At 68.2% G+C, this 21639-nt stretch carries 18 protein-coding genes; 10 read left to right on the plus strand and 8 right to left on the minus strand.

All coding sequences use genetic code 11. The features are described from left to right. Positions 1-172: 172 nt before the first annotated feature. Positions 173-1525, plus strand: coding sequence for an MATE family efflux transporter (locus GZH52_RS01395; RefSeq protein ID WP_163314754.1), 1353 nt, complete (start codon positions 173-175; stop codon positions 1523-1525). A gap of 4 nt (positions 1526-1529) precedes the next feature. Here the strand turns inward: GZH52_RS01395 and GZH52_RS01400 are convergent, their stop codons facing one another. The 5 genes from GZH52_RS01400 to GZH52_RS01420 all read right to left on the minus strand — a co-directional run bounded on the left by GZH52_RS01400 (position 1530) and on the right by GZH52_RS01420 (position 10542). Further along, on the minus strand, positions 1530-2078 hold the full coding sequence (locus GZH52_RS01400) for a cysteine hydrolase family protein (protein ID WP_163314755.1): 549 nt from the start codon (positions 2076-2078) through the stop codon (positions 1530-1532). 50 nt (positions 2079-2128) lie between these two features. Beyond that, positions 2129-5971 (minus strand): DUF3683 domain-containing protein, encoded by a 3843-nt coding sequence (locus GZH52_RS01405; RefSeq protein WP_163314756.1) that lies wholly within the window; start codon positions 5969-5971, stop codon positions 2129-2131. Between the two features lie 92 nt (positions 5972-6063). Beyond that, positions 6064-7041 carry a 4-hydroxythreonine-4-phosphate dehydrogenase PdxA gene (pdxA, locus tag GZH52_RS01410; protein ID WP_163314757.1) on the minus strand — a complete coding sequence of 326 codons (978 nt, stop codon included), beginning with the start codon at positions 7039-7041 and terminating at the stop codon, positions 6064-6066. 10 nt (positions 7042-7051) lie between these two features. Then, positions 7052-8332, minus strand: a complete 1281-nt coding sequence (locus GZH52_RS01415) for a peptidylprolyl isomerase (RefSeq protein ID WP_163314758.1) — start codon at positions 8330-8332, stop codon at positions 7052-7054. Between the two features lie 8 nt (positions 8333-8340). Further along, entirely contained in the window at positions 8341-10542 is a 2202-nt protein-coding gene (locus GZH52_RS01420) for an LPS-assembly protein LptD (RefSeq protein WP_163314759.1), read from the minus strand. A gap of 79 nt (positions 10543-10621) precedes the next feature. Between GZH52_RS01420 and amgK the strand changes: the two genes are divergently transcribed. The 9 genes from amgK to GZH52_RS01465 all read left to right on the plus strand — a co-directional run bounded on the left by amgK (position 10622) and on the right by GZH52_RS01465 (position 18597). Further along, positions 10622-11653, plus strand: coding sequence for an N-acetylmuramate/N-acetylglucosamine kinase AmgK (gene amgK / locus GZH52_RS01425; RefSeq protein WP_163314760.1), 1032 nt, complete (start codon positions 10622-10624; stop codon positions 11651-11653). Positions 11654-11655: 2 nt separating this feature from the next. Then, entirely contained in the window at positions 11656-12354 is a 699-nt protein-coding gene (gene murU / locus GZH52_RS01430) for an N-acetylmuramate alpha-1-phosphate uridylyltransferase MurU (protein ID WP_163314761.1), read from the plus strand. Beyond that, a complete protein-coding gene (gene ruvC, locus GZH52_RS01435; RefSeq protein WP_163314762.1) occupies positions 12351-12878 on the plus strand; it encodes a crossover junction endodeoxyribonuclease RuvC in 528 nt (175 codons plus the stop codon). Before murU ends, ruvC begins: the two co-directional genes overlap by 4 nt. A 69-nt stretch (positions 12879-12947) precedes the next feature. Next, on the plus strand, positions 12948-13541 hold the full coding sequence (gene ruvA / locus GZH52_RS01440; protein WP_163314763.1) for a Holliday junction branch migration protein RuvA: 594 nt from the start codon (positions 12948-12950) through the stop codon (positions 13539-13541). A gap of 4 nt (positions 13542-13545) precedes the next feature. Then, a complete protein-coding gene (locus GZH52_RS01445; protein ID WP_163314764.1) occupies positions 13546-14298 on the plus strand; it encodes an NYN domain-containing protein in 753 nt (250 codons plus the stop codon). Between the two features lie 254 nt (positions 14299-14552). Beyond that, the gene (gene ruvB / locus GZH52_RS01450) at positions 14553-15587 is read left to right on the plus strand and encodes a Holliday junction branch migration DNA helicase RuvB (protein ID WP_163314765.1); all 1035 of its coding nucleotides are present in this window, start codon (positions 14553-14555) and stop codon (positions 15585-15587) included. 1 nt (position 15588) lies between these two features. Then, positions 15589-16308 (plus strand): glutamine amidotransferase, encoded by a 720-nt coding sequence (locus tag GZH52_RS01455; protein ID WP_163314766.1) that lies wholly within the window; start codon positions 15589-15591, stop codon positions 16306-16308. A gap of 38 nt (positions 16309-16346) precedes the next feature. Next, positions 16347-16736, plus strand: coding sequence for a hypothetical protein (locus GZH52_RS01460; RefSeq protein WP_163314767.1), 390 nt, complete (start codon positions 16347-16349; stop codon positions 16734-16736). 310 nt (positions 16737-17046) lie between these two features. Then, positions 17047-18597 carry an AbgT family transporter gene (locus tag GZH52_RS01465; RefSeq protein ID WP_203525553.1) on the plus strand — a complete coding sequence of 517 codons (1551 nt, stop codon included), beginning with the start codon at positions 17047-17049 and terminating at the stop codon, positions 18595-18597. Positions 18598-18724: 127 nt separating this feature from the next. Here the strand turns inward: GZH52_RS01465 and GZH52_RS01470 are convergent, their stop codons facing one another. The 3 genes from GZH52_RS01470 to proB all read right to left on the minus strand — a co-directional run bounded on the left by GZH52_RS01470 (position 18725) and on the right by proB (position 21579). Then, on the minus strand, positions 18725-19054 hold the full coding sequence (locus GZH52_RS01470; protein ID WP_163314768.1) for an endonuclease domain-containing protein: 330 nt from the start codon (positions 19052-19054) through the stop codon (positions 18725-18727). Between the two features lie 156 nt (positions 19055-19210). Further along, positions 19211-20284 (minus strand): ABC transporter substrate-binding protein, encoded by a 1074-nt coding sequence (locus GZH52_RS01475; RefSeq protein WP_163314769.1) that lies wholly within the window; start codon positions 20282-20284, stop codon positions 19211-19213. 176 nt (positions 20285-20460) lie between these two features. Continuing rightward, positions 20461-21579, minus strand: coding sequence for a glutamate 5-kinase (gene proB, locus GZH52_RS01480; protein WP_163314770.1), 1119 nt, complete (start codon positions 21577-21579; stop codon positions 20461-20463). Positions 21580-21639: the final 60 nt, after the last annotated feature.

Below are 21639 nucleotides of genomic sequence, written 5' to 3' on the forward strand. Positions count from 1 at the left end.
AAGGGCGGGGTGTTGTCGCTGCGCCGCCGCATAGGATATGCCTGTCCCCGCCGCTTGGCCATATTCAAGCCTATGTCATTTGTTGTGGCATGGTTTTTCTGCAGGCTATACCGCACAAATGGAAGCGCGTGCTCTCGTGTTAAGCTGGGGGCTTTCCGCGGATTCTTGCCCGATGTCCCGCCCCGACGACGCTGCCGAGCGCTTCTGGCGCTACGCCCTCCCTTCCATCCTGGCCATGCTGGTGACCGGCTGCTACGTGGTGGTCGACGGTGTCTTCGTTGGCCATTACGTCGGCCCGATGGGGCTTGCCGCGATCAACCTCGCCTACCCCCTGGTGATGGTGCAGGTCGGCGTCGCCGCCATGCTGAGCATGGGTGCGTCAACCCGCATCGCGCTGCTGCTGGGCGAGGGGCGGCACGCTGCGGCGGGGCGGGTGCTGGTGGCTGCCGCGCTGCTGGCGCTGCTGTTGGGCGGGCTGCTTGCGTTGGGCGGGCTTGTCTGGCTGGACGACTGGCTGATCCTGTTGGGCGCCGGCGGGGACGCGGTGCTGCGGGCCGAGGCGCGTGCCTACCTTGTCTGGATGCTGGGCGGCAGCCCCCTGTTGTGCGCACAGATGCTGGCGACCTATCTGCTGCGCAACGACGGCCGGCCGCGGCTGGCGACAGGGCTGATGGTGGCCTCGACCCTGCTCAACATCGGCTTTGACTACTGGTTTGTCGGCGTGCTCGGCCACGGCCTGGCCGGCTCGGCACAGGCTTCGCTGATCGCGATGGGGGTTGTCGTCGCCGCGGCCCTGGTTTATTTCGGCTCGGCACGCGCCGGCCTGCGCCCGGTCATGGGGCGGATGGGCAAACTGCCGGCGCGGATGGCCGACATCGTGCGGCTGGGCGCGTCCAGCCTGCTGATGGAGCTGAACCTGGCGCTGGTGCTGTTTGCGCACAACCAGCAGTTGCTGGTGTACGGCGGTACCGAAGGCGTCGCCGCGTACGCGGTCGCCGGCTACACCGAGATGGTGTTCACCCTGGTCGCGCACGGCCTCGCGCTGGGCATGCAGCCCTTGCTGGGGCAGGCAGTCGGCGGCGGGCGCCCCGGTGAGGCGCGCGCGGTGCTGCGCTACGGGCTGTGCACGGTAGCAATGCTGGCATTTGGCGTATGGGCGGTGGTCCAGCTGTTTGCCGGCAGCATCGCCCGCCTGTATGTCGCTGCCGGCGATACGGCACTGCTCGCGGCGAGCGCGCACGCGCTGCGCCTCAACCTGAGCGCGCTGCCGTTCGACGGCCTGGCGATCGTCGGCACCCTCGCCTTGCAATCGATGGCCGCGACGCGGCAGGCGCTCGCGCTGACGCTGGGCAAGACCGTGCTGCTCATGCCCGCGCTGTACGGCCTGCCCTTGTGGCTGGCACTCGACGGCGTGTGGCTGGCGATGCCGCTCGTCAACCTCGTGCTCGGCGGCGCGACGGCGTATCTGCTGTGGCGGCAGTGGCAAAGGCTGGGTGCGTCCGCGCCGCAGCCACAGCCCGCCTGAAGCGTCAGGCAGCCAGCTCGGCGAGGGGCAATACGCGCACCGGCGCGCCGGGCGTATCGAGGTTGGCCCACACCCAGTTGCAGTGCCCGATCAGCGTGTCGCCGCCGATATGCGGCCTGTCCTTGCCGGCATGCGCGTCGGCGATCACCGTCACCGCGTAGCCCTGCATCGCCGCGCTGCGTACCGTGCTGTCGACGCAGAAGTCGCTGGCGTAGCCGGCGATCCACAGGTCGCTGACCCCGAGCGATTCCAGCGTCGCCTTGAGCGAGGTCCGGCAGAAGGCGTCGGCCGCCGTCTTGCTGATGACCGTATCGCTGTCTTCGCGCGCGAGCGCGCCGTGCAGCTGCCAGGTATCGCTGCCCGGTGCCAGCGGGCTGCCGGCCGCGCCGTCGTGCTGCACGAAGATCACCGGCATGGCGCGCTTGCGGGCGAGCGAGATGGCCGCGTTGATCGTGCTGATGAGCGACGCAGCGCGTGTGACCAGCGGCGGCCCGTCTATCAGGCCCTGCTGGACGTCGATGACAAGCAGCGCGGCGCGCGAGGGATTGGGCATGGTACTTCCTGACAAGAAAATGGCCACCCGAAGGTGGCCATTGCGAGGATTTACAGCAGTACGCGTTCGACACCGCCGTTCCGCGCGTTGTCGACGTAGTCCTTCATCCAGTTCTCTCCCAGCACGTGGCGGGCGATCTCGACCACGATGTAGTCGGCCTCGGTGCCGGTGTCCGGGCTGTAGCGGCTCAAACCCTGCAGGCAGGAGGGGCACGAGGTGAGGATCTTCACCGGCTTGTCGGTCTCGCCCAGCGCCGCCAGGCCCTTGTTGATTTCCTCTTCCTTCCTGAAGCGCACCTGCGTCGCGATATCCGGCCGCGCGGCGGCGAAGGTGCCCGACTCGCCGCAGCAGCGGTCGTTCAGCGCGACGTCCCCGCCCATCAGCTCGTTGACCACCTTGATCGGCTGGTAGGCCTTCATCGGTGTGTGGCAGGGGTCGTGGTACATGTACTTCTGCCCGGCGACGCCTTCCAGCTTCACGCCCTTTTCCATCAGGAACTCGTGGATGTCGATGATGCGGCAGCCCGGGAAGATCTCCTCGAAGCGGTACTTGGCGAGCTGGTCGTAGCAGGTGCCGCAGCTGACCACCACCGTCTTGATGTCGAGGTAGTTCAGCGTGTTGGCGACGCGGTGGAACAGCACGCGGTTCTCGGTGGTGATCGCGTCGCCCTTGTCGGCGTAGCCGGACGCCGCCTGCGGGTAGCCGCAGCACAGGTAGCCTGGCGGCAGCACGGTCTGCACGCCGGCATGCCACAGCATCGCCTGCGTGGCGAGGCCGACCTGGCTGAACAGGCGCTCCGAGCCGCAGCCGGGGAAGTAGAACACCGCCTCGGCGTCCTCGGCGACCTTGGGGTTGCGGATCACCGGCACCACGTTGGCGTCCTCGACGTCCAACAGTGCGCGCGCGGTCTTCTTGGGCAGGCCGCCGGGCATCGGCTTGTTGATGAAGTGGATCACCTGCGCCTTCACTTCGGGCTTGCCGACGGTCGCCGGCGGCTGCGCCATCTGCGCGCCGGCGAGGCCGAAGCGGCGGGCGAGGCTGGTGCCGAAGCGCTGCGCGCGGTAGCCCCACTCGATCACGCCCTTGCGCATCGCGCGGATGGTGGTCGGGTCCTTGGCGGTGAGGAAGGCCATGCCGACGGCGGTGCCCGGGTTGAACTTCTTCTGCCCGGTCTTCCTGAGGAAGTTGCGCATCGCGACCGACACGTCGCCGAAGTCGATCTTCACCGGGCACGGCTTCACGCAGCGGTGGCAGACCGTGCAGTGGTCGGCCACATCCGACAGCTCCTCGAAATGCTTGAGCGAGACGCCGCGCCGGGTCTGCTCCTCGTACAGGAAGGCTTCGGTCAACAGGCCGACGCCGAGGATCTTGTTGCGCGGGCTGTAGAGCAGGTTGGCGCGCGGCACGTGGGTCGAGCACACCGGCTTGCACTTGCCGCAGCGCAGGCAGTCCTTGACCATGTCCGAGATCGCGCCGATGTCGGACGCCTCGAGGATCAGCGACTCGGCACCCAGCAGCTCGAACGACGGCGTGTACGCCATCGTGAGGTCCGCCCCCGGCAGCAGCTTGCCGCGGTTGAAGTGACCGTTGGGGTCGACGCGCGCCTTGTAGTCGCGGAAGGGCTGGATTTCGTCGTCGGTCAGGAACTCCAGCTTGGTGATGCCGATGCCGTGCTCGCCGGAGATCACGCCGTTCAGGCTGCGCGCGAGCGCCATGATGCGGGCGACCGCGCGGTGCGCGGCCTGCAGCATGTCGTAGTCGTCGGAGTTGACCGGCAGGTTGGTGTGCACGTTGCCGTCGCCCGCGTGCATGTGCAGCGCGACGAACACCCGGCTTCGGAGCACTTTCTGGTGCTGCTCGCGCAGGCCGGCGACGATGTCGCTGTACGCCTTGCCGGAGAACAGCGTTTCCAGTTCGGCCAACAGTTCGCTCTTCCAGCTGACCCTCAGCGCGAAGTCGCGCAGCGCGACGAACACGCTGCTGGAAGCAGGCAGCTCGCGCTCGAGGGGCGCCACCGGCCAGCGTGCGCGGTAGTCGGACAGCGGCGCGTCGAGGTTGTCGAGCAGCCACTGCCAGCGCTCGCGGGTCGCGGCAAGCAGTTCGAGCGCGTCGGCGCGGCGCTCGCCGATGATCTCGTCGCTGGCGAGGTCAACGCCCTGCTTGTCGACGGGCAGGCGGCCGTGTAACCAGTCGGCGAGCGTGTCGACGAGTTTCAGCTTGTTGCCGATCGACAGCTCGATATTGATGCGCTCGATGCCGTCGGAGTAGTCGCCCAGCCTGTCCAGCGGGATCACCACGTCCTCGTTGATCTTGAACGCGTTGGTGTGGCGGGCGATCGCCGCGGTGCGCGAGCGGTCGAGCCAGAATTTCTTGCGCGCCTCGGCGGTGACCGCGATGAAGCCCTCGCCGGTGCGTGCGTTGGCGAAGCGCACCACCGCGCTCGCCGCCTCGCCGACCGCTGTCTCGTCGTCGCTGACGATGTCGGCGATCAGTACCATCTTCGGCCGGCCGCGGCCCTTGGCCTTGGTCGCGTAGTCGACCGCGCGCACGTAGCGCCAGTCGAGGTGCTCGAGGCCGGCGAGGCGGACACCGGCGGCCAAGCCCGCGCCGCCGGGTTTGAAGTAGTCGGTGATCTCGACGATGGCCGGCGTCGCCTCGGCGACGGTGCCGAAGAACTCGAGGCAGACGGTGCGGGTGTGCGCCGGCATCTTGTGCAGCACCCAGCGGCAGCTGGTGATGATGCCGTCGCAGCCTTCCTTCTGCACGCCGGGCAGGCCGGCGAGGAACTTGTCGGTCACGTCCTTGCCGAGACCCACTTTGCGGAACGCGCTGCCGGGGATCACCAGCTCGCGCCGGTCGATCACGGTCTTCAGGTCGTCCTGCAATCGGGTGACGCGGAAGGTCGCGGTGTCGACGTCGTGGATCTTGCCGTAGTTGTGGCCGACGCGTTCGATCTCCATCCATACGCCGTCGGCGTCGACCATCCGCCACGAGGCGAGGTTGTCGAGCGCGGTGCCCCACAGCACGGCCTTCTTGCCGCCGGCGTTCATCGCGACGTTGCCGCCGACGCACGACGCCTCGGCCGAGGTCGGGTCGACCGCGAACACGAGACCGGCGGCGGACGCCGCCTCGGACACCCGCGCGGTGACCACGCCGGCGCCGCAGGCGATGGTCGCGTGGTGACCCGAGAGCCCCGGCAGGGCGATATGTTCGACGCCCTGGTGGCGGTCGAGCTTCTCGGTGTTGATCACCGCGCTCTTGCGGTCGAGCGGGACGGCGCCGCCGGTGTAACCGGTGCCGCCGCCACGCGGGATGATGGTCAGCCCGAGCTCGATGCAGCCGCGCACCAGGGGTGCGATCTCGGCCTCGCTGTCCGGGCTCAGCACCACGAACGGGTACTCGACGCGCCAGTCGGTCGCGTCGGTCACGTGCGAGACGCGGGCGAGCCCGTCGAACAGGATGTTGTCGCGGCGGGTGTGGCGGCCCAGCCGCTTGAGCACGCGCGCACGCAAGGCGCGGGTCTCGTCGAACTGGGTCTCGAAGCGCACCACCGCGTCGCGGGTGGCGGTCACCAGCGCGCCGACCTTCTCGTTGCCCTCGCGGCGCTTTTCGATCTCGGAGAGTCGGTGGCGCATCGCGCTGGCCAGCGCCGACAGGCGGCTGGGGTTGTCCAACAGGTCGTCGACCAGGTAGGGGTTGCGGTCGACCACCCAGATGTCGCCGAGCACTTCGAACAGCATGCGCGCGGAGCGGCCGGTGCGCCGCTCGGAACGCAGGCTGTCGAGCAACTGCCACATCGGCTCGCCCAGCAGGCGGATCACGATCTCGCGGTCCGAGTACGAGGTGTAGTTGTAGGGGATTTCGCGCAGGCGAGGCTGGTCGGGGGCGTTCATCGGGCTACCGGTCAAGAACCATGGAATGCCATGATTCTAACGCATGTGCTGCAGCGCGATAAACGCCGATGACGTAAGGGAATTGCGCGGCGTCAGCCGCGGACTTGCGCCAGTTGTGCGGCGAGCGAGACCGCCTCGAACAGGCTGCCCGGGTGGGCGCGGCCGCTGCCGGCCAATTCCAGCGCGGTGCCGTGGTCGACCGAGGTGCGCACGATGGGCAGGCCGAGCGTCACGTTGACGCCGGCGCCGAAGCTCGCGTACTTGAGCACCGGCAGCCCCTGGTCGTGGTACATCGCGAGCACCGCGTCGGCGTCCTTGAGCCGCGCAGGGTTGAACAGCGTGTCGGCCGGCAGCGGGCCGACGAGGTCCATGCCCTTGGCGCGCAGGCGGCGCAGCACCGGCTCGATCACATCGATTTCCTCGCGGCCGAGGTGGCCGCCTTCGCCCGCGTGCGGGTTGAGCCCGGCGACCAGGATGCGCGGAGAGGCGATGCCGAACTTGTGCACGAGGTCGGCGTGCAGGATGGCGATCACCTCGGCGAGGCTGTCGGCGGTGATCGCGTCGGCGACTTCGCGCAGCGGCAGGTGGGTGGTCGCCAGCGCGACGCGCAGGCCGCCGCCCGCGAGCATCATCACGACCTTGGGCGTGCCGGTGCGCTCGGCGAGGTATTCGGTATGTCCGGAGAACGGCACGCCGGCGTCGTTGATCACGCCCTTGTGCACCGGCGCGGTGACCATGCCGGCAAAGCGGCCGGCGACGCAGCCGTCGATCGCCGCGTCCAGCGTCGCGAGCACGTAGGAGGCATTGGCCGTATCGAGCACGCCCGGCCGGGCGGGCGCGGCAAGCGGCACGTGCAGCACCTCGAGCGTGCCGGCGGGCGGTGGCGGGCGGTCCGGCTGCCAGTCGGCTAGCGGCACAGAGAGCCCGAGCGCTTGCGCGCGTTCGGCGAGCAGCGCGCGGTCGGCGACGACCACGCAGCGCGCGCCGTTGTCGCGGCCCGCGAGCGCGAGCACGAGGTCGGGGCCGATGCCGGCGGGCTCGCCGGCGGTGACGGCCAGGGTCGCTTGCATCCGCATGGCCTTAGTCGTCGCTCAGCTTGTCCTCGATATACGCCGAGTCCTTCAGCTGCTGCAGCCAGTCCTGGTAAGCCTGTTCGGCCTTGCGCTGGCGGATTTCCTGCTTGACCGCGGCCTTTTCGCGCTCGCCGGAGACGTCCTGCGTACGGGTATTCTCCAGGCGGATCAGGTGGTAGCCGAACGGCGAGCGCACCGGCGCGCTGGTTTCGCCGGGCTTGAGCGCGAGCATGGCACGCTCGAACTCGGGGACGGTGTCGCCCTTGTTCATCCAGCCCAGGTCGCCGCCTTGCGGCGCGCTGCCGTCCTCGGAGAAGCGGCGGGCGAGTTCGTCGAACTTGGCGCCCTGCTGCAGGCGGTCGCGCACCTGCTCGATGCGCGTGCGCGCGTCGGCTTCGGATACCGCCTCGTTGGTGCGGATCAGGATATGGCGGACGCGGTATTGCTCGACCATCTGCGGCGCCGAGCGGTCGCGTTTCTCGATCAGCTGGAAGAGATAAAAGCCGGACGGCGTGCGCACCACGTCGGTGTGCTGGCCGGGCGCGAGCGCGTCAAGCAGGCCGACCAGCTCCGGCGGCAGCGCGCTGCTGCCGCGCCAGCCGATCTCGCCGCCGGCGAGCGCGTTCTTGGCGTCCGAGTAGCTGGCGGCGACCTGCGCGAACGGCTTGCCGGCGGCAAGGTCAGCCTGCGCGCGGCCGATCTTCTGGCGCGCGGCGTCGATCTGCTTGGCGTCGGCGCGTTCGGGAACACTGACCAGGATGTTGGCGATGCGGTACTCGGCGCGCTTGGCGTTCTGCGCGCTGGCGAGCACCTGCTCGACCTCCTGGTCCGACACGTTTGCCTGGCTGCTGGCGACACGCTCGCGCAGCCGCTCGAGCAGCACTTCCTTGCGCAGGTTCTCGCGGAAGGCCGCGTAGTCGGTGCCGTCCTTGGCCAGACGCGCGCGCAGGCCGGCCACGTCGGTGCCGTTCTGGCGGGCAAGGCGGGAGACGACGTCGTCCAGTTCGCCGTCGCCGACGCGCACGCCGTTGCTGGCCGCGTACTGCAGCTGCAGCTTCTCGAGCAGCAGCTGGTCGAGCACCTGCCGTTGCAGCACGGCGGCAGGCGGCAGCGGCACGCCCTGGCGCTTGAGGCCGGCTTCGACCTGCGCGAGGCGCGCGTTGACGTCGGAGAGGGTCACCGCGTCCTTGCCGACGACGGCGACGATGCGGTCGACGGTGGTGACGGCGGCGCTGGCGGGCAGGGTGAAAACGCCTGCGAGGCAGGCGGCGATCAGGGTTCTTTTCATGGCGCGGTTCATTCGTTGGTCTTGCTGTATCCGGGGATGGCGAGGCGCAGTTTGTCGGCGACCGAGCCGGTGCTCGACAGGTCTTTCAGTTCGAGCTGGAACATCACGCCGGTCTTGAACTCGTCGATATCGGTCAGGTAGCGCTGGCCGACCATGCGGAAGGTCCAGCAGCCGGCGTTGTACTCGAAGCCGGCCAGCGTGTCGAACGCCTGCTTGGCGGCCAGCGAGTACTCGACGCGGCCGACGCCGTACAGCTGGCGGGTGATCGGCCACTGCGCGGCGAGTTCGACCTGGCGGGTCGGGTACTCGAAGGTCTGGCCGTTGATGGTGACCTGCTCGTCGCGGTCGTAGCGGTAGCGCATGCTGACCGTCTTGCCGGCGGCCGGCTTGTAGTAGACGCCGACGTGGTACTTCTCGGTACGGCTGTCTTCCGGGTTGTACTGGATCGCGCCGTCGAGCCGCCAGTCGCGGGTAAGGTCGCCGCCGACGGTGGCGAGGATGTCGGAGACGTTGTCTCGGCTGCGTTCGGCTTCGCCAGGCAGCGTGACGCGGTCCTTCTCGAAATAGAAGCGCTGGCCGACGCCGACGCGTAGCCGCTCGAGGCCGCTCTCGTTGTCGATGTAGCGCGAGGTCACCGCCGCCGTCAGCTGGTTGGCCTCGTTGATGCGGTCCCAGCCCGAGTAGCGGTTCTCGGTGAACAGCTGCGTCCAGTCGAAGTCGGTGGTCGCGCTGTCGAAGTTGGGTAGCGCGCTCTGGTCGCGGTACGGGATGTTCACGTAGTAGAGGCGCGGCTCCAGCGTCTGCGTGTGCGCGTGGCCGCCGAACTCGGAGTCGCGCTCGAAGTAGAGGCCGGAGTCGACGCTGAAGGTCGGCGTAGTCACGGTCTTGCTGCGCTCGACCTGGCGGGTCGGGTCGCTGGCGTAACGCCAGGCGTCGAGGTCGTAGCGGCGGTAGTTGACACCGACCTTGGGTTCGACGAAGCCCCAGCTCGCGTCGGCGCGCCACGCCAGCTGCGGGTAGACCATCAGGCGGTTGCCTTCCTGCAGGTCCGGGTGCGAGAAGCGGGTCGCCTCGGAGAGCAGCTGCCAGCGGAAACCGGCCGGCAGTGCCTGGCCGCCGTTCAATTGCAGCTGCGGCAGCCGCGCGTACGGGATCAGGTCGCCGCGGGCGTCGTCGATCAGCGTCTGGTAGCGCTGCGCGCGCAGGAACACGCTGCCCCAGCCGAGGTTGTAGCTGGTCCACGCCTGGCGCTCGAGGTTGTCGCTGGACACCTGCGCGAGGCGGTCGCTGAAGTCGTCGAAGTAGTCGTTGTCCGACACGTAGCTGCCGCCGTAGCCCCACGACCAGTTGCTGGCGAGTTGCTGCTGGTGCTCGCCCTTCCACAGGTAGCGGTGGGTATCGGTTTCCTTGTCTTCGATCTGTTCGGTGTACAGGGTGCCGGTGTAGCCGGGCTGAAGGTAGCGGAACTCGCCGCCGAGCATCAGGCCGCGCTTGGCGATGTAGCGCGGGAACAGTGTCGCGTCGTAGTTGGGCGCGATGTTCCAGTAATAGGGCAGCGTGATGTCGAGCCCGTTGCTGCCGGTGGAGAGCGTCGGAAACAGCAGGCCGGACTTGCGCGCGCCGTCCAGCGGAAAGTCGATCCACGGCGTGTAGAGCACCGGCACACCGCCCAGGTACAGCCGGGCGTTACGCGCGACGCCGATATTGCTGCGGTAGTCGGCGTCGATGGTGGTCGCCTTCAGGTACCACGACTCGTCGCCCGGGTCGCAGGTGTTGGCGGTGGTGCGGCCCAGTTCGTAGTGCTTGTCGCCGAGGATGCGCAGCTTTTCGCTCTTGCCGCGCAGCACGCCGCCGCCCTGGTTGAACGCGAAGGTTGCGTCATCCGCCTCGCCTTGCCGGCTCTGCATCGAGTAGTCGAGACGCCGGCTCACGATGTCGCTGCCCGGCTGCGTCATCTGCACGCGGTCGCCGGCCTGCACCAGTTCGCCCTTGTCGACGTAGTAATCGAGCCAGTCCGAAGTGACTTTCTGGTCGTCGCGCACGGCGACGACGTTGCCGCGCGCCTTCAATTCCTTGTCCATCTGGCCGTCCATCGCGTCGGCGGTGACGGTCAGCGTGCCCGGCGGCAGGGTTTCGGCGAACAGGGGGGCTGCCGGGAACAGCAGGGCGACGGTGGCGGCGATGACGGTTGGGCGGAAGTTGGCTGGCATGTGCGTCTGGGGACGTGTGGTAAGCCCGGAAAATGAAGGTACAATCGCACAATTGTATCAATCTCGCAATGAAGCCACCATGCAGCGACTCGAAGCACTTAAAGCCTGGCTTGCCACGCTGTTTCCGGGGGAGGCGCTGACCGTCGAATTCGCCGCCGCCGACGCCGACTTCCGCCGTTACTTCCGCGCGACGCTCGAGGACGGCAGCACGCGCATCGTGATGGACGCGCCGCCGGACAAGATGGACACCGACCCCTACGTGCGCGTGCGCGAAGTATTCGCCATGGTGCGGGTGCCGGAAATCATCGCGCGCGACCGCGAGCAGGGCTTCATGCTGCTCGAGGACTTCGGCCGCGTGCAGCTGATCGCCGCCCTTGAGCACGACAACCGTCCCGAGGTGCAGCGCGTGCTGCTGCTCGAGGCGATCGACACCCTGATCGAACTGCAGAAGGGCAGCCGCTCTGGCGTGCTGCCCGAGTACGACGCGGCCCTGTTGCGCCGCGAGCTCGACCTGTTTCCCGAGTGGTTTGCTGCCAAGGAGCTTGGCACGCCGTTCACCTTCGCGCAGCGCCAGGCGTGGGCCGGCATCTGCGACGCGCTGGTGTCGCGCGCGCTCGCGCAGCCCAAGGTCTACGTGCACCGCGACTACATCGTGCGCAACCTGATGCTGACCTCCGGCCGCCCCGGCGTGCTCGACTTCCAGGACGCGGTGTACGGCCCGGTCAGCTACGACCTGGTGTCGCTGCTGCGCGACGCGTTCATCGAGTGGGACGAGGACTTCGTGATCGATCTGGTCGTGCGCTACTGGGAGAAGGCGCGCGCGGCAGGGCTGCCGGTGCCCCCGAACATCGACGACTTCTACCGCGACTTCGAATGGATGGGCGTGCAGCGCCACCTGAAGGTCGCCGGCATCTTCGCGCGTCTTTATCACCGCGACGGCAAGGACAAGTACCGTCCGGAGATCCCGCGCTTCATCAAGTACCTCAAGCGCACCAGCCGCCGCTACGGCGAGCTTGCGCCGCTGTACAAGCTCTTGGTCGAGCTGGTCGGCACCGACGCGACCGACGCCGAGCTTAGTTCGAGCTACCCGGTGCTCGGCGTGAAGGGTTGAGTATGCGCGCGATGATCCTCGCCGCCGGCCGCGGCGAGCGCATGCGGCCGTTGACCGACCATTGTCCGAAGCCCCTGCTCGACGTCGGCGGCGAGCCGCTGATCCTCTGGCATATCCGGCGCTTGGCCGCGGCCGGGGTGCGCGAGATCGTGATCAACCACGCGTGGCTGGGCGAGCTGATCGAGGCGCGCCTCGGTGACGGCGCGGCGTACGGCGTGTCCATCCGCTACTCGGCCGAGAGCGGCGCTGCGCTGGAGACCGCCGGCGGCATCGCCACCGCCTTGCCGCTGCTGGGCGACGCGCCTTTTCTGGTCGTCAACGGCGACGTGCTCACCGACATCGACTTCGCCGCGCTGGCTGCGCACGCAAGTGCGCTCGACGGCGTGCATAAGCTTGCCCGCCTCATGCTGGTCGGCAACCCCGCGCACAACGCCAAGGGCGACTTCGGACTGCTGCCGGACGGGCGCGTTTCGGCAGACCCAGCGGGGGGCGTGGGCCTGACCTTCGCCGGCGTCGGCCTCTACCATCCCGCGCTGTTCGCTACCACGCCTGCCGGCGTGCCGGCCAAGCTCGCGCCGCTCTTGCGCAGCGCGATGGCGAAGGGGCAGGTCAGCGGCGAGCGCCACGACGGGCTGTGGCTGGACGTCGGCACGCCCGAGCGGCTTCTTGAAGCCGACGCGATCGCCCGGGCCCGGGCGTGAGCCGGCGCATCCTCGGCATCGACCCGGGCAGCCGCATCACCGGCTTCGGCGTGATCGACGTCGTCGGGCAGGAGCGCCACTACGTCGCCTCCGGCTGCGTGAGGACGCCGCCTGGCGCGCCGCTTGCCGAGCGCATCCGCGTGTTGATGGCAGGCCTGCGCGACGTGATCACCACCTACCAGCCGACCGAGTCGGCGATCGAGCAGGTGTTCGTCAACGTCAACCCCGCCGCGACGCTGATGCTGGGGCAGGCGCGCGGCGCGTGCATCGCCGCGCTGGTCGACGCCGGCCTGCCGGTCGCCGAATACACCGCCTTGCAGGTCAAGCAGGCGGTGGTCGGCCAGGGCAAGGCGCCCAAGGAGCAGGTGCAGTTCATGGTGGTGCACATGCTGCGCCTCTCCGGCACGCCGCAGGCGGATGCCGCAGACGCCTTGGCGGTGGCGCTCGCCCACGCCGGGCACGCCGGGCTGATCGCCGCCACCGGCGGCGCACCGCGCAAGGTACGCCGCGGCCGCTTCGTCTGACCTGGCACGGGCGGCGCGCGCCGTCTGTGGCACAATGCTTTCCTTCTGTTTTCCATAAGGATGTCCCGCATGATCGGACGCCTGAGCGGTACCCTCGTTGAAAAGCAGCCGCCGCAGATCGTGATCGACGCCGGCGGCGTCGGCTACGAGGTCGACGTGCCGATGAACACCTTCTACCAGTTGCCGGCGACCGGGGCGAAGGTCTCGCTGTTCACCCATCTGGTGGTGCGCGAGGACGCGCACCTCATGTTCGGATTCGCCAGCCGCGACGAGCGCGAGGCGTTCCGCCGCCTGATCAAGGTCTCCGGCATCGGCGCGCGCATCGCGCTGGCCATCCTCTCCGGCATGACTTGCGACGAGCTGGCGGTCGCGGTCGCCGCCGAGGATGTCAAGCGCCTGTCGGCGGTGCCCGGCATCGGCAAGAAGACGGCCGAGCGCCTGGTGCTCGAATTGCGCGGCAAGCTCGCCACCGGCGCGCTACTTTCCACGCCGGGCGGGCTGCCGCTCGCGACCACGCCGGACGAGAAGTCCGACATCGTCTCGGCGCTGCTCGCGCTCGGGTACAACGAGAAGGAGGCCGCCGCCGCGGTCAAGCCGCTGCCGGTGGATGTCGGCGTGAGCGACGGCGTGCGCCTCGCGCTTAAGAACCTGATGAAAGGCTGACCCCATGGCCAACGTCGCGGTATTGATCGACGCGGACAACGTCTCCCCCAACTGGATCGAGGACGTGCTGGAAGAAGCAGGCAAGCTTGGCGTGCTCGCGCTCAAGCGCGTGTACGGCGACTTCAGCAAGCACGACAAGGCGTGGCGCACGCTGTGCGCGCGCTTCGCAATCCACCCGATCCAGCAGTTCCCCAATACCAAGGGCAAGAACGCGTCCGACATCTCGATGGTGATCGACGCGATGGATTTGCTGCACTCGGGCCGCTTCCAGAGCTTCTGCCTGGTCTCCAGCGACAGCGACTTCTCGCGCCTGGCGACCCGCTTGCGCGAGGACGGCATCGAGGTGTGGGGCTTCGGCGAGGAGAAGACCCCCGGCGCCTTCGTCAACGCGTGCAGCAAGTTCGTCTACGTCGAGGTGCTGGCCGAAGAGGCCGAGCCCGAGTCGGAAGCGGTGAAGCCGGAGGCCGGCAAGGCACCGGAGGCGCCGCAGCGCGTGCTGCGCCCGCTCGACAAGAAGCTGCGCGCCCAGTTCAAGAAGGCGATCGAGGCCTCGGGCGACGACGAGGGCTGGGCGGACCTGGGCGGCGCCAACAGCCTGCTCGGGCAGTGGATGCCGGACTTCGACCCGCGCAACTACGGCTACCGCAAGATTTCCGAGCTGGTCGAGAAGTCCGGCTGGTTCGAGGTGAAGAAGGCGGCGCAGGGGCGCGGCGGCGTGTTTATCCGCCTGAAGGCCGGCAACGGCAAGAAAAAGTAGGCCAAGTAGGGTAGGTTAGCCCCGAAGGGGCGTAACCCACCAATGGGGCGTCTCTAGTGGTGGGTTACGGCCTGCGGCCTAACCCACCCTACCTCTGAGCGCGGCAAGCAAAGCGGCGCGAAGGAATGAGTGGCGTAACCCACCACCGGCAGCCACCTTGGTGGGTTACGGCCTGAGGCCTAATCCACCCTACCTCACGATCTCACGACCTCGCTCACAGCAGCCGGCACCGGTGCCGGCGCGGCAGGAAGCAGATGATAGAAACCGACAACCTCAGCGGCGGCGCGCCCAAGCGCATCGTCACCCAGCAATCCGTCTCCAGCCAGGAAGAGGCGCTCGAGCGCGCGCTGCGCCCCAAGCTGCTCGACGAGTACGTCGGGCAGAAGAAGGCGCGCGAGCAGCTGGAGATCTTCATCGAGGCGGCCAAGAAGCGCGGCGAGGCGCTCGACCACGTGTTGCTGTTCGGCCCGCCGGGCCTGGGCAAGACCACGCTCGCGCATATCGTCGCGCGCGAACTGGGGGTCAACCTCAGGCAGACCTCGGGGCCGGTGCTCGAGCGCGCCGGGGATCTGGCCGCACTGCTGACCAACCTCGAGCCGCACGACGTGCTGTTCATCGACGAGATCCACCGGCTAAGCCCGGTGGTCGAGGAGATCCTCTACCCGGCGCTGGAGGACTACCAGATCGACATCATGATCGGCGAGGGTCCGGCGGCGCGTTCGGTGAAGATCGACCTGCCGCCGTTCACGCTGATCGGCGCGACCACCCGCGCCGGCATGCTGACCAACCCGCTGCGCGACCGCTTCGGCATCGTCGCGCGGCTGGAGTTTTACAGCGCAGAGGAACTCACCCGCATCGTCAGCCGCTCGGCGGGCCTCTTGGACGTCACCATGGGCGAGGACGGCGCGTTCGAGGTGGCCAGGCGTTCGCGCGGCACGCCGCGCATCGCCAACCGGCTGCTTCGGCGGGTACGCGATTACGCCGAGGTGCGCGCCGACGGCGTGGTCAGCGCACAGGTGGCCGACGCCGCGCTGGCGATGCTGGACGTCGACCCGGCTGGCCTCGACGTGATGGACCGCAAGCTGTTGCAGGCCATCCTCGAGAAGTTCGGCGGCGGGCCGGTCGGCCTCGACAACGTCGCCGCCGCGATCGGCGAGTCGACCGACACCATCGAGGACGTGATCGAGCCCTATTTGATCCAGCAGGGCTACCTGCAGCGCACGCCGCGCGGGCGGATGGCCACCGCGTTGGCATTTACTCACTTCGGCCTGCCGCTGAGGGAGGGCTGACATGCAGCGGCTGATCATCAAGACGGGTTCGGCCCTGCCTGCGCTGCGCGAGCAGCTCGGCGACTACGAGGACTGGATCGCCGCCGGGCTGGGGGAGGGCGGCTGGCGGGTGGTCGACGCGATGGTGGGCGAAGTGTTGCCACCGCCCGCCGCGGTCGCCGGCGTGGTCATCACCGGCTCGCCGGCGATGGTCAGCGACCGTGCGCCGTGGAGCGTGGCGCTGGCCGCCTGGCTAAGAGGCGCGCACGCGGCGCGCGTGCCGCTCTTGGGTATCTGCTACGGCCACCAGTTGCTGGCCGACGCGCTGGGTGGCGAGGTCGGCTACCACCCGGCCGGGCCGGAAGTCGGCTTTGCCCGCGTGAAGCTTACTGCCGCCGCCGGCGCCGACCCGCTGTTCGGCGGCCTGCCGGCGTCGTTCGACGCGGCGGTGATCCACTGGCAGAGCGTGCTGCGCCTGCCACCGGGGACGGTGCGCCTGGCCGGTAACGATTTCGAGCCCAACCACGCGTTCCGGCTCGGCGAGAGCGTCGGCGTGCAGTTCCACCCGGAATTCAGCGCCGCGGCGATCCGCGGCTACCTCGACTTGCTGGCAGAACGCCTCGCCGGCGAGGGGCTGGACGCCCGCAGCCTTGCTGCCTACCCGGACGACCTTACCGCCGCCGCCGGCTTGCTGCGCCGTTTCGCGGTGCGGGTGCGCGACGGCGTGGCGCGACCGGCGTAGAATTCCGTTGAGATTTTTAATTTGCTAGGGATAAACGTATGTTTTATGCGCTACTCGGAGCGACCCTGCTGGTCGCCCTGCTGACCTCGCTTGCGACCGCCAAGTTCTTCGACGGCGCGGTCGGCAAGATCCTGTCGCGCATCGTGGGTGACGAGCTGGCCGACCCGTGGCGGCGTTACCTGCGTTTCGCGGTGATGGTCGTCGGCGTGTCCGGCGGCGTGCGGCTGTGGGAGCTTGAAAAGTACGTGACCGCCAGCCGCGAGTCGGCCGCGCTCGAACTGAACGGCATGCGCTGGACGCTGGAAATCTACCGCACGCTGATCGAGACCCTGCAGTCGATCGCGTGGGTGATGCTGCTGTTTTTCCTTGCCGCGATGATCGCCTACGTGATCGTGCGCGCGATCGAGATGCGGCAGGACCATCGCTGAGCAGATCCCGGCCATCCGGCAGGCGCCCCGCAAGCGGGGCGCTTTTTTTGCGCGTTTAGCTTCGTTTTTATTCGATTATTGCGCGTTATTTTTCATTTTCGGCATTTAAGGCAAGTGTTGGGTGGGTAGCGTTCGAAGCGGCAACGGTTTTGGCACCATGGGCTAAATGTTTGAAGAAAATATTATTCTAATGTAATTTGACGCTAATGTTTTGCTTCGGGCAGACTGGTTCCAATCCCGCCGCCCGGCGGGGCGTCCCACCAACAGGCCGGCCACTGCCGCCGGCCGGTACCTGTCCGAAAGGGATTGCATGGAAGAAGTGATTCAACAGGCGGCGCCGCAGGCGCCGCGTGGCCTGGTCGACCGCATGCTCGATACCATCGAGCGCGTCGGCAACCGCCTGCCCGATCCGGTGACGCTGTTCATCGGCCTGACCCTGCTGGTGTTCGTCGGCAGTTACTTTGCCGCCGAGGCCGGCCTGTCCGCGCTCAAGCCCGGCAGCGGCGAAACCATCGTGCCGGTGTCGCTGATGAGCGCCGACGCGATCCGCGCGTGGATCGTCGACGCGCCCAGGCATTTCGCGCTGTTCCCGCCGCTGGCGACCGTGCTGGTCGCCATGCTCGGCGTCGGCGTCGCCGAGCGCAGCGGCCTGCTCGCCGCCTTGCTCGGCCGGCTGGTTGCCTGCTCGCCGCGCGTGCTGTTGACCCCGATCATCGTGTTCATCGGCGTGCTCTCCAACGTCGCGGCCGACGTCGGCTACGTGGTGGTGGTGCCGCTCTCCGCGATGCTGTTCGCCGCGTCCGGCCGCCACCCGATCGCGGGTCTCGCCGCCGCGTTCGCCGGCGTCTCCGGCGGCTTCTCGGCCAACATCCTGCTCTCCACGCTCGATCCGATGCTCGCCGGCATTTCCGAAGCGGCCGCGCATATCGTCGACCCGGCGTACACGGTGAGCGCGGTGGCCAACTACACCTTCATGGCCGCCTCCACCGTCACCGTCGCGCTGCTGGCGTGGTACGTGACCGACCGCGTGATCGAACCGCGCCTGCCGGCGTGGCGCGACCAGGGCGGCGAAGAAATGCAGCGCTGCTCGGCCTCCGAGGCGCGCGGCATGCGCTTTGCCGGCATCGCCTTCGCGGTGCTGCTGGGCCTGATCCTGTGGGCGACGCTGCCGGAAGGCGCGCTGCTGCGCAACCCCGAGACCGGCGGCTTCGTGCCTTCGCCCTTGATTAACGGCGTGGTGATCCTGATCATGCTGGTGTTCCTGATCCCGGGCATCGCCTACGGCGTCGGCACCCGCACCTACAAGAGTGACCGCGACGTCGCCCGCGCCATGTCGCAGAGCATGTCGGACATGGGCTACTATCTGGTGCTGGCGTTTTTCGCCGCGCAGTTCATCGCGCTGTTCGCCGACAGCAAGCTCGGCCTGATCCTCGCGATCAACGGCGCCGAGGCGTTGCAGGCGCTGGGCCTGTCCGGCCTGCCGCTTCTGCTGCTGTTCGTGCTGCTGACCGGCTTCATCAACCTGTTCATCGGCTCGGCGTCGGCCAAGTGGGCGCTGCTCGCGCCCATCTTCGTGCCGATGCTGATGCTGACTGGCTTCTCGCCGGAGGCGACCCAGCTCGCGTACCGCATCGGCGACTCGGTGACCAACATCATCACCCCGCTGATGGTGTACTTCCCGATGGTGCTGGTGATGGCCAAGCGTTACCTGCCCGAATATGGCCTGGGTAACCTGATCGCGCTGATGCTGCCCTACTCGGTGGTGTTCATGGTCGGCTGGAGCGTGATGCTTGCGGCGTGGCTGGCGTTGGGCCTGCCGATCGGCCCGGGCGTCTCGACTTTCCTGCCGGTCGCCGGCTGACCGGCCCTCTCCCTGCCCTCACCACCAACCCCTCTCCCGCAAGCGGGCGAGGGGAGTGCGAGATCCTTCTCCCGCTTGCGGGAGAAGGTGGCGCGCAGCGCCGGATGAGGGCCGCCGGACGAGGGCGCTATGCCTGCAGTTGCCGCAGGATATCGGCGAGCACGTCATCGGTGCGCGTCAGGATGTCGTGGTTCCAGTAATGCAGCACGCGCAGGCCGCAAGCCTGCAAAGCTAGGTCTCGGTGCAAATCGGCTGCGTCGCCGTGCTGGCTGCCGTCCGCCTCGACGGCGAGCCTTTTTTCGAGACAGATGAAGTCGATGATGTAGCCGGCCACCGGGTACTGGCGGCGGAACTTGTGGCCGCCCAGCCTGCGGTCACGCAGGTGTAGCCATAGCAGGCGTTCGGCGTCGGTCTGCTGGGCACGCAGGGCGCGCGCCAGTGGGGTCAGGCGGGACATGGTTTGGGCCGTCGTGGACAACTGCATTGACCGTAGCAGCTGGCGTGCCGGCCCTCACCTCGCCCTCACCCCCGGCCCCTCTCCCGCAAGCGGGCGAGGGGAGGGCCGTGATCCTTCTCCCTTCGGGAGAAGGTGGCGCGTAGCGCCGGATGAGGGCTAGCCGCCTACCTTCACCTGCGACCACACGCGGTTCAGTTCGCGGCGCGACTTCACGTCGAGGTCCTTCAGCGGGATGTAGCGGCCCTTGGCCGGGTCGAGCGTGATCACCGGGTTCGCCTTGATCGCGGGCAAGAAGTGGGCGCGGGCGGTGGTGACCGGGTTGGTCGCGCCGATCTGGTTGGAGATCTCCGCCGCGTTCTTGCCGTCGAGCATGAAGTCGATGAACTTGTGCGCGAGGTCCGGGCGCGCGGCGCTCTTGAGGATGGTCATGTTGTCGACCGCCAGGATGTTGCCTTCCTTCTGCGGCTGGTAAGCCAGTGCGAACGGACGCTTGGCCTTCTTGGCGTCCTGCTGCGCTTGAAAGAGGTCGTTCGAGTAGCCGTGGGCGACCCAGATGTTGCCGACGGTCAGCTCCTTGATGTAGCTCTGGTTGTTGAACGCGGCCCAGTAGGGCTTGGCCTTCTTGATCACGTCGGCAGCGGCCTTGAGGTCGGCACTGTTGGTGCTGTTGGGGTCTTTACCCAGGTACATCAGCGCGGCGGACATCAGCTCGCGCTGGCTGTCGAGCACCGTCACCTTGCCCTTGATCTTGGCGAGCACCGCCGGATCGAAGACCAGTGCCCAGCTGTTCGCCTTGTCCAGCACGCCGGCCTTTTTCAGCGCGGTCTCGTTGTAGCCCAGCAGCGTCAGCGTCACCACGGTCGGCGCGGCGTACTGGTTGCCCGGGTCGAACGGCGCGTTGATCTTCAGGTAGCCCGCGTCGAGGTGCTTCCAGTTGGGCACCTTGCGCTTGTCGATCGGCTGCAGCTTGCCCTGCTTGAGCAGGGTGTTCACGGCGAAGGCGGTCGGGAACACCATGTCGTAGCCCTTGGCGCCGGCGGAGAGCTTGGCGAGCATTTCCTCGTTGTCGCCGTAGTAGTCCTGCACCAGCTTGCACTTGCAGTACGCCTCGAAGCGCTTGGCCGTCTCGGCCGACAGCGCGTTGTTCCAGTTGTAGATGTGCAGGACGTCCTGTGCGCTCGCAGCGCCTGCGGACAGTGCCAGAAGAGCCGAGATGGCCAACCGTTTCATACCGTGAAGTCCTCTTTCCGAGTCGTTTGAAAAACAAAATCCCTGCACCGCAGGCGCGGGCAGGGAGCGAGTCAGGTGCCGGCCATGCGCCGGCCGGGCCGTGGCGGCTCGATCGGGTGCAGGCAGGCGTTAGCCGCGGGGCGCTGGCCGTCGCGGCGGGTCAGGTGGTGCGTCATTCAGAGCGAAACCATATTGTCGCGGTGGATCAGCTCGGGCTCGACCAGATAGCCCAAGATGCCCTCGATGTCGCGGGTCGGGCGGCGCATGATCAGGCGCGCCTCTTCCGAGCCGTAGTTGGCGAGCCCGCGCGCGACTTCGGCGCCGTTGTCGTCGACGCAGGCGACCACGTCGCCGCGCAGGAAACGCCCGTCGACGCGGGTGACGCCGACCGGCAGCAGGCTGGTGCCGCGTTCGCGCAGCGCGCGCGCCGCGCCTTCGTCCACCGTCAGCGTGCCGGCCAGCTGCAGGTGGTCGGCCATCCACTGCTTGCGTGCGGCCATGCGGGTGGTCGGTGCGGTCAGCTGGGTGCCGATCGCCTCGCCGTCGGCCAGGCGCGACAGTACCTGCGCCTCGCGCCCGCAGGCGATCACCGTGCTCGCGCCTGAGCGTGCGGCGCGCCGTGCGGCGAGCACCTTGGTCAGCATGCCGCCGGTGCCGACGCTGGAGCCGGCGCCGCCGGCCATCTCTTCCAGCGCGGGGTCGCCCGCCTCGGCCTCGTGCACGAAGCGCGCGTCCGGGTGCTTGCGCGGGTCGGCGGTGTAGAGGCCTTGCTGGTCGGTCAGGATCAGCAGCGCGTCGGCCTCGATCAGATTGGTCACCAGCGCGCCCAGCGTGTCGTTGTCGCCGAAGCGGATCTCGGCGGTGACCACCGTGTCGTTCTCGTTGATGATCGGCACCACGCCCAGCGCGAGCAGGGTGGCAAGCGTGGTACGCGCGTTCAGGTAGCGGGTGCGGTCGGCCAGGTCTTCATGGGTGAGTAGCACCTGCGCGGTGCGGATGCCGTGCTCACCGAAAGCGTGCTCGTACGCTTCGCACAGCCCCATCTGGCCGACAGCCGCCGCCGCCTGCAATTCGTGCACCGCCTTCGGCCGTTTGGCCCAGCCCAGGCGCTGGCAACCCTCGGCGATCGCGCCGCTGGAGACCAGCAACACCTGCTTGCCGCGGCGCTTGAGTTCGGCGATCTCGCCGGCCCAGCGCGCGAGCGCGCCGTGGTCGAGGCCGCGGCCGTCGTTGGTGACCAGGCTGGAGCCGACCTTGATGACCAGACGGTCGGCGGTGTGGATGGCGGATTGCATGGGGTGGACGACCGCTTGTGTGCAAAGCGCAAAGTTTACCCAAAAAAGCGGGGGGCGGGC

The organism is Crenobacter caeni (assembly GCF_010435965.1).
Taxonomy (GTDB): domain Bacteria; phylum Pseudomonadota; class Gammaproteobacteria; order Burkholderiales; family Chromobacteriaceae; genus Craterilacuibacter; species Craterilacuibacter caeni.

What these genes read in the sequence shown, in the direction of transcription:
- GZH52_RS01395 (WP_163314754.1), top strand. Translation starts at nt 173, where the DNA reads ATGTCCCGCCCCGACGACGCTGCCGAGCGCTTCTGGCGCTACGCCCTC.
- GZH52_RS01400 (WP_163314755.1), bottom strand. Translation starts at nt 2,078, where the DNA reads ATGCCCAATCCCTCGCGCGCCGCGCTGCTTGTCATCGACGTCCAGCAG.
- GZH52_RS01405 (WP_163314756.1), bottom strand. Translation starts at nt 5,971, where the DNA reads ATGAACGCCCCCGACCAGCCTCGCCTGCGCGAAATCCCCTACAACTAC.
- pdxA (WP_163314757.1), bottom strand. Translation starts at nt 7,041, where the DNA reads ATGCAAGCGACCCTGGCCGTCACCGCCGGCGAGCCCGCCGGCATCGGC.
- GZH52_RS01415 (WP_163314758.1), bottom strand. Translation starts at nt 8,332, where the DNA reads ATGAAAAGAACCCTGATCGCCGCCTGCCTCGCAGGCGTTTTCACCCTG.
- GZH52_RS01420 (WP_163314759.1), bottom strand. Translation starts at nt 10,542, where the DNA reads ATGCCAGCCAACTTCCGCCCAACCGTCATCGCCGCCACCGTCGCCCTG.
- amgK (WP_163314760.1), top strand. Translation starts at nt 10,622, where the DNA reads ATGCAGCGACTCGAAGCACTTAAAGCCTGGCTTGCCACGCTGTTTCCG.
- murU (WP_163314761.1), top strand. Translation starts at nt 11,656, where the DNA reads ATGCGCGCGATGATCCTCGCCGCCGGCCGCGGCGAGCGCATGCGGCCG.
- ruvA (WP_163314763.1), top strand. Translation starts at nt 12,948, where the DNA reads ATGATCGGACGCCTGAGCGGTACCCTCGTTGAAAAGCAGCCGCCGCAG.
- GZH52_RS01445 (WP_163314764.1), top strand. Translation starts at nt 13,546, where the DNA reads ATGGCCAACGTCGCGGTATTGATCGACGCGGACAACGTCTCCCCCAAC.
- ruvB (WP_163314765.1), top strand. Translation starts at nt 14,553, where the DNA reads ATGATAGAAACCGACAACCTCAGCGGCGGCGCGCCCAAGCGCATCGTC.
- GZH52_RS01455 (WP_163314766.1), top strand. Translation starts at nt 15,589, where the DNA reads ATGCAGCGGCTGATCATCAAGACGGGTTCGGCCCTGCCTGCGCTGCGC.
- GZH52_RS01460 (WP_163314767.1), top strand. Translation starts at nt 16,347, where the DNA reads ATGTTTTATGCGCTACTCGGAGCGACCCTGCTGGTCGCCCTGCTGACC.
- GZH52_RS01465 (WP_203525553.1), top strand. Translation starts at nt 17,047, where the DNA reads ATGGAAGAAGTGATTCAACAGGCGGCGCCGCAGGCGCCGCGTGGCCTG.
- GZH52_RS01470 (WP_163314768.1), bottom strand. Translation starts at nt 19,054, where the DNA reads ATGTCCCGCCTGACCCCACTGGCGCGCGCCCTGCGTGCCCAGCAGACC.
- GZH52_RS01475 (WP_163314769.1), bottom strand. Translation starts at nt 20,284, where the DNA reads ATGAAACGGTTGGCCATCTCGGCTCTTCTGGCACTGTCCGCAGGCGCT.
- proB (WP_163314770.1), bottom strand. Translation starts at nt 21,579, where the DNA reads ATGCAATCCGCCATCCACACCGCCGACCGTCTGGTCATCAAGGTCGGC.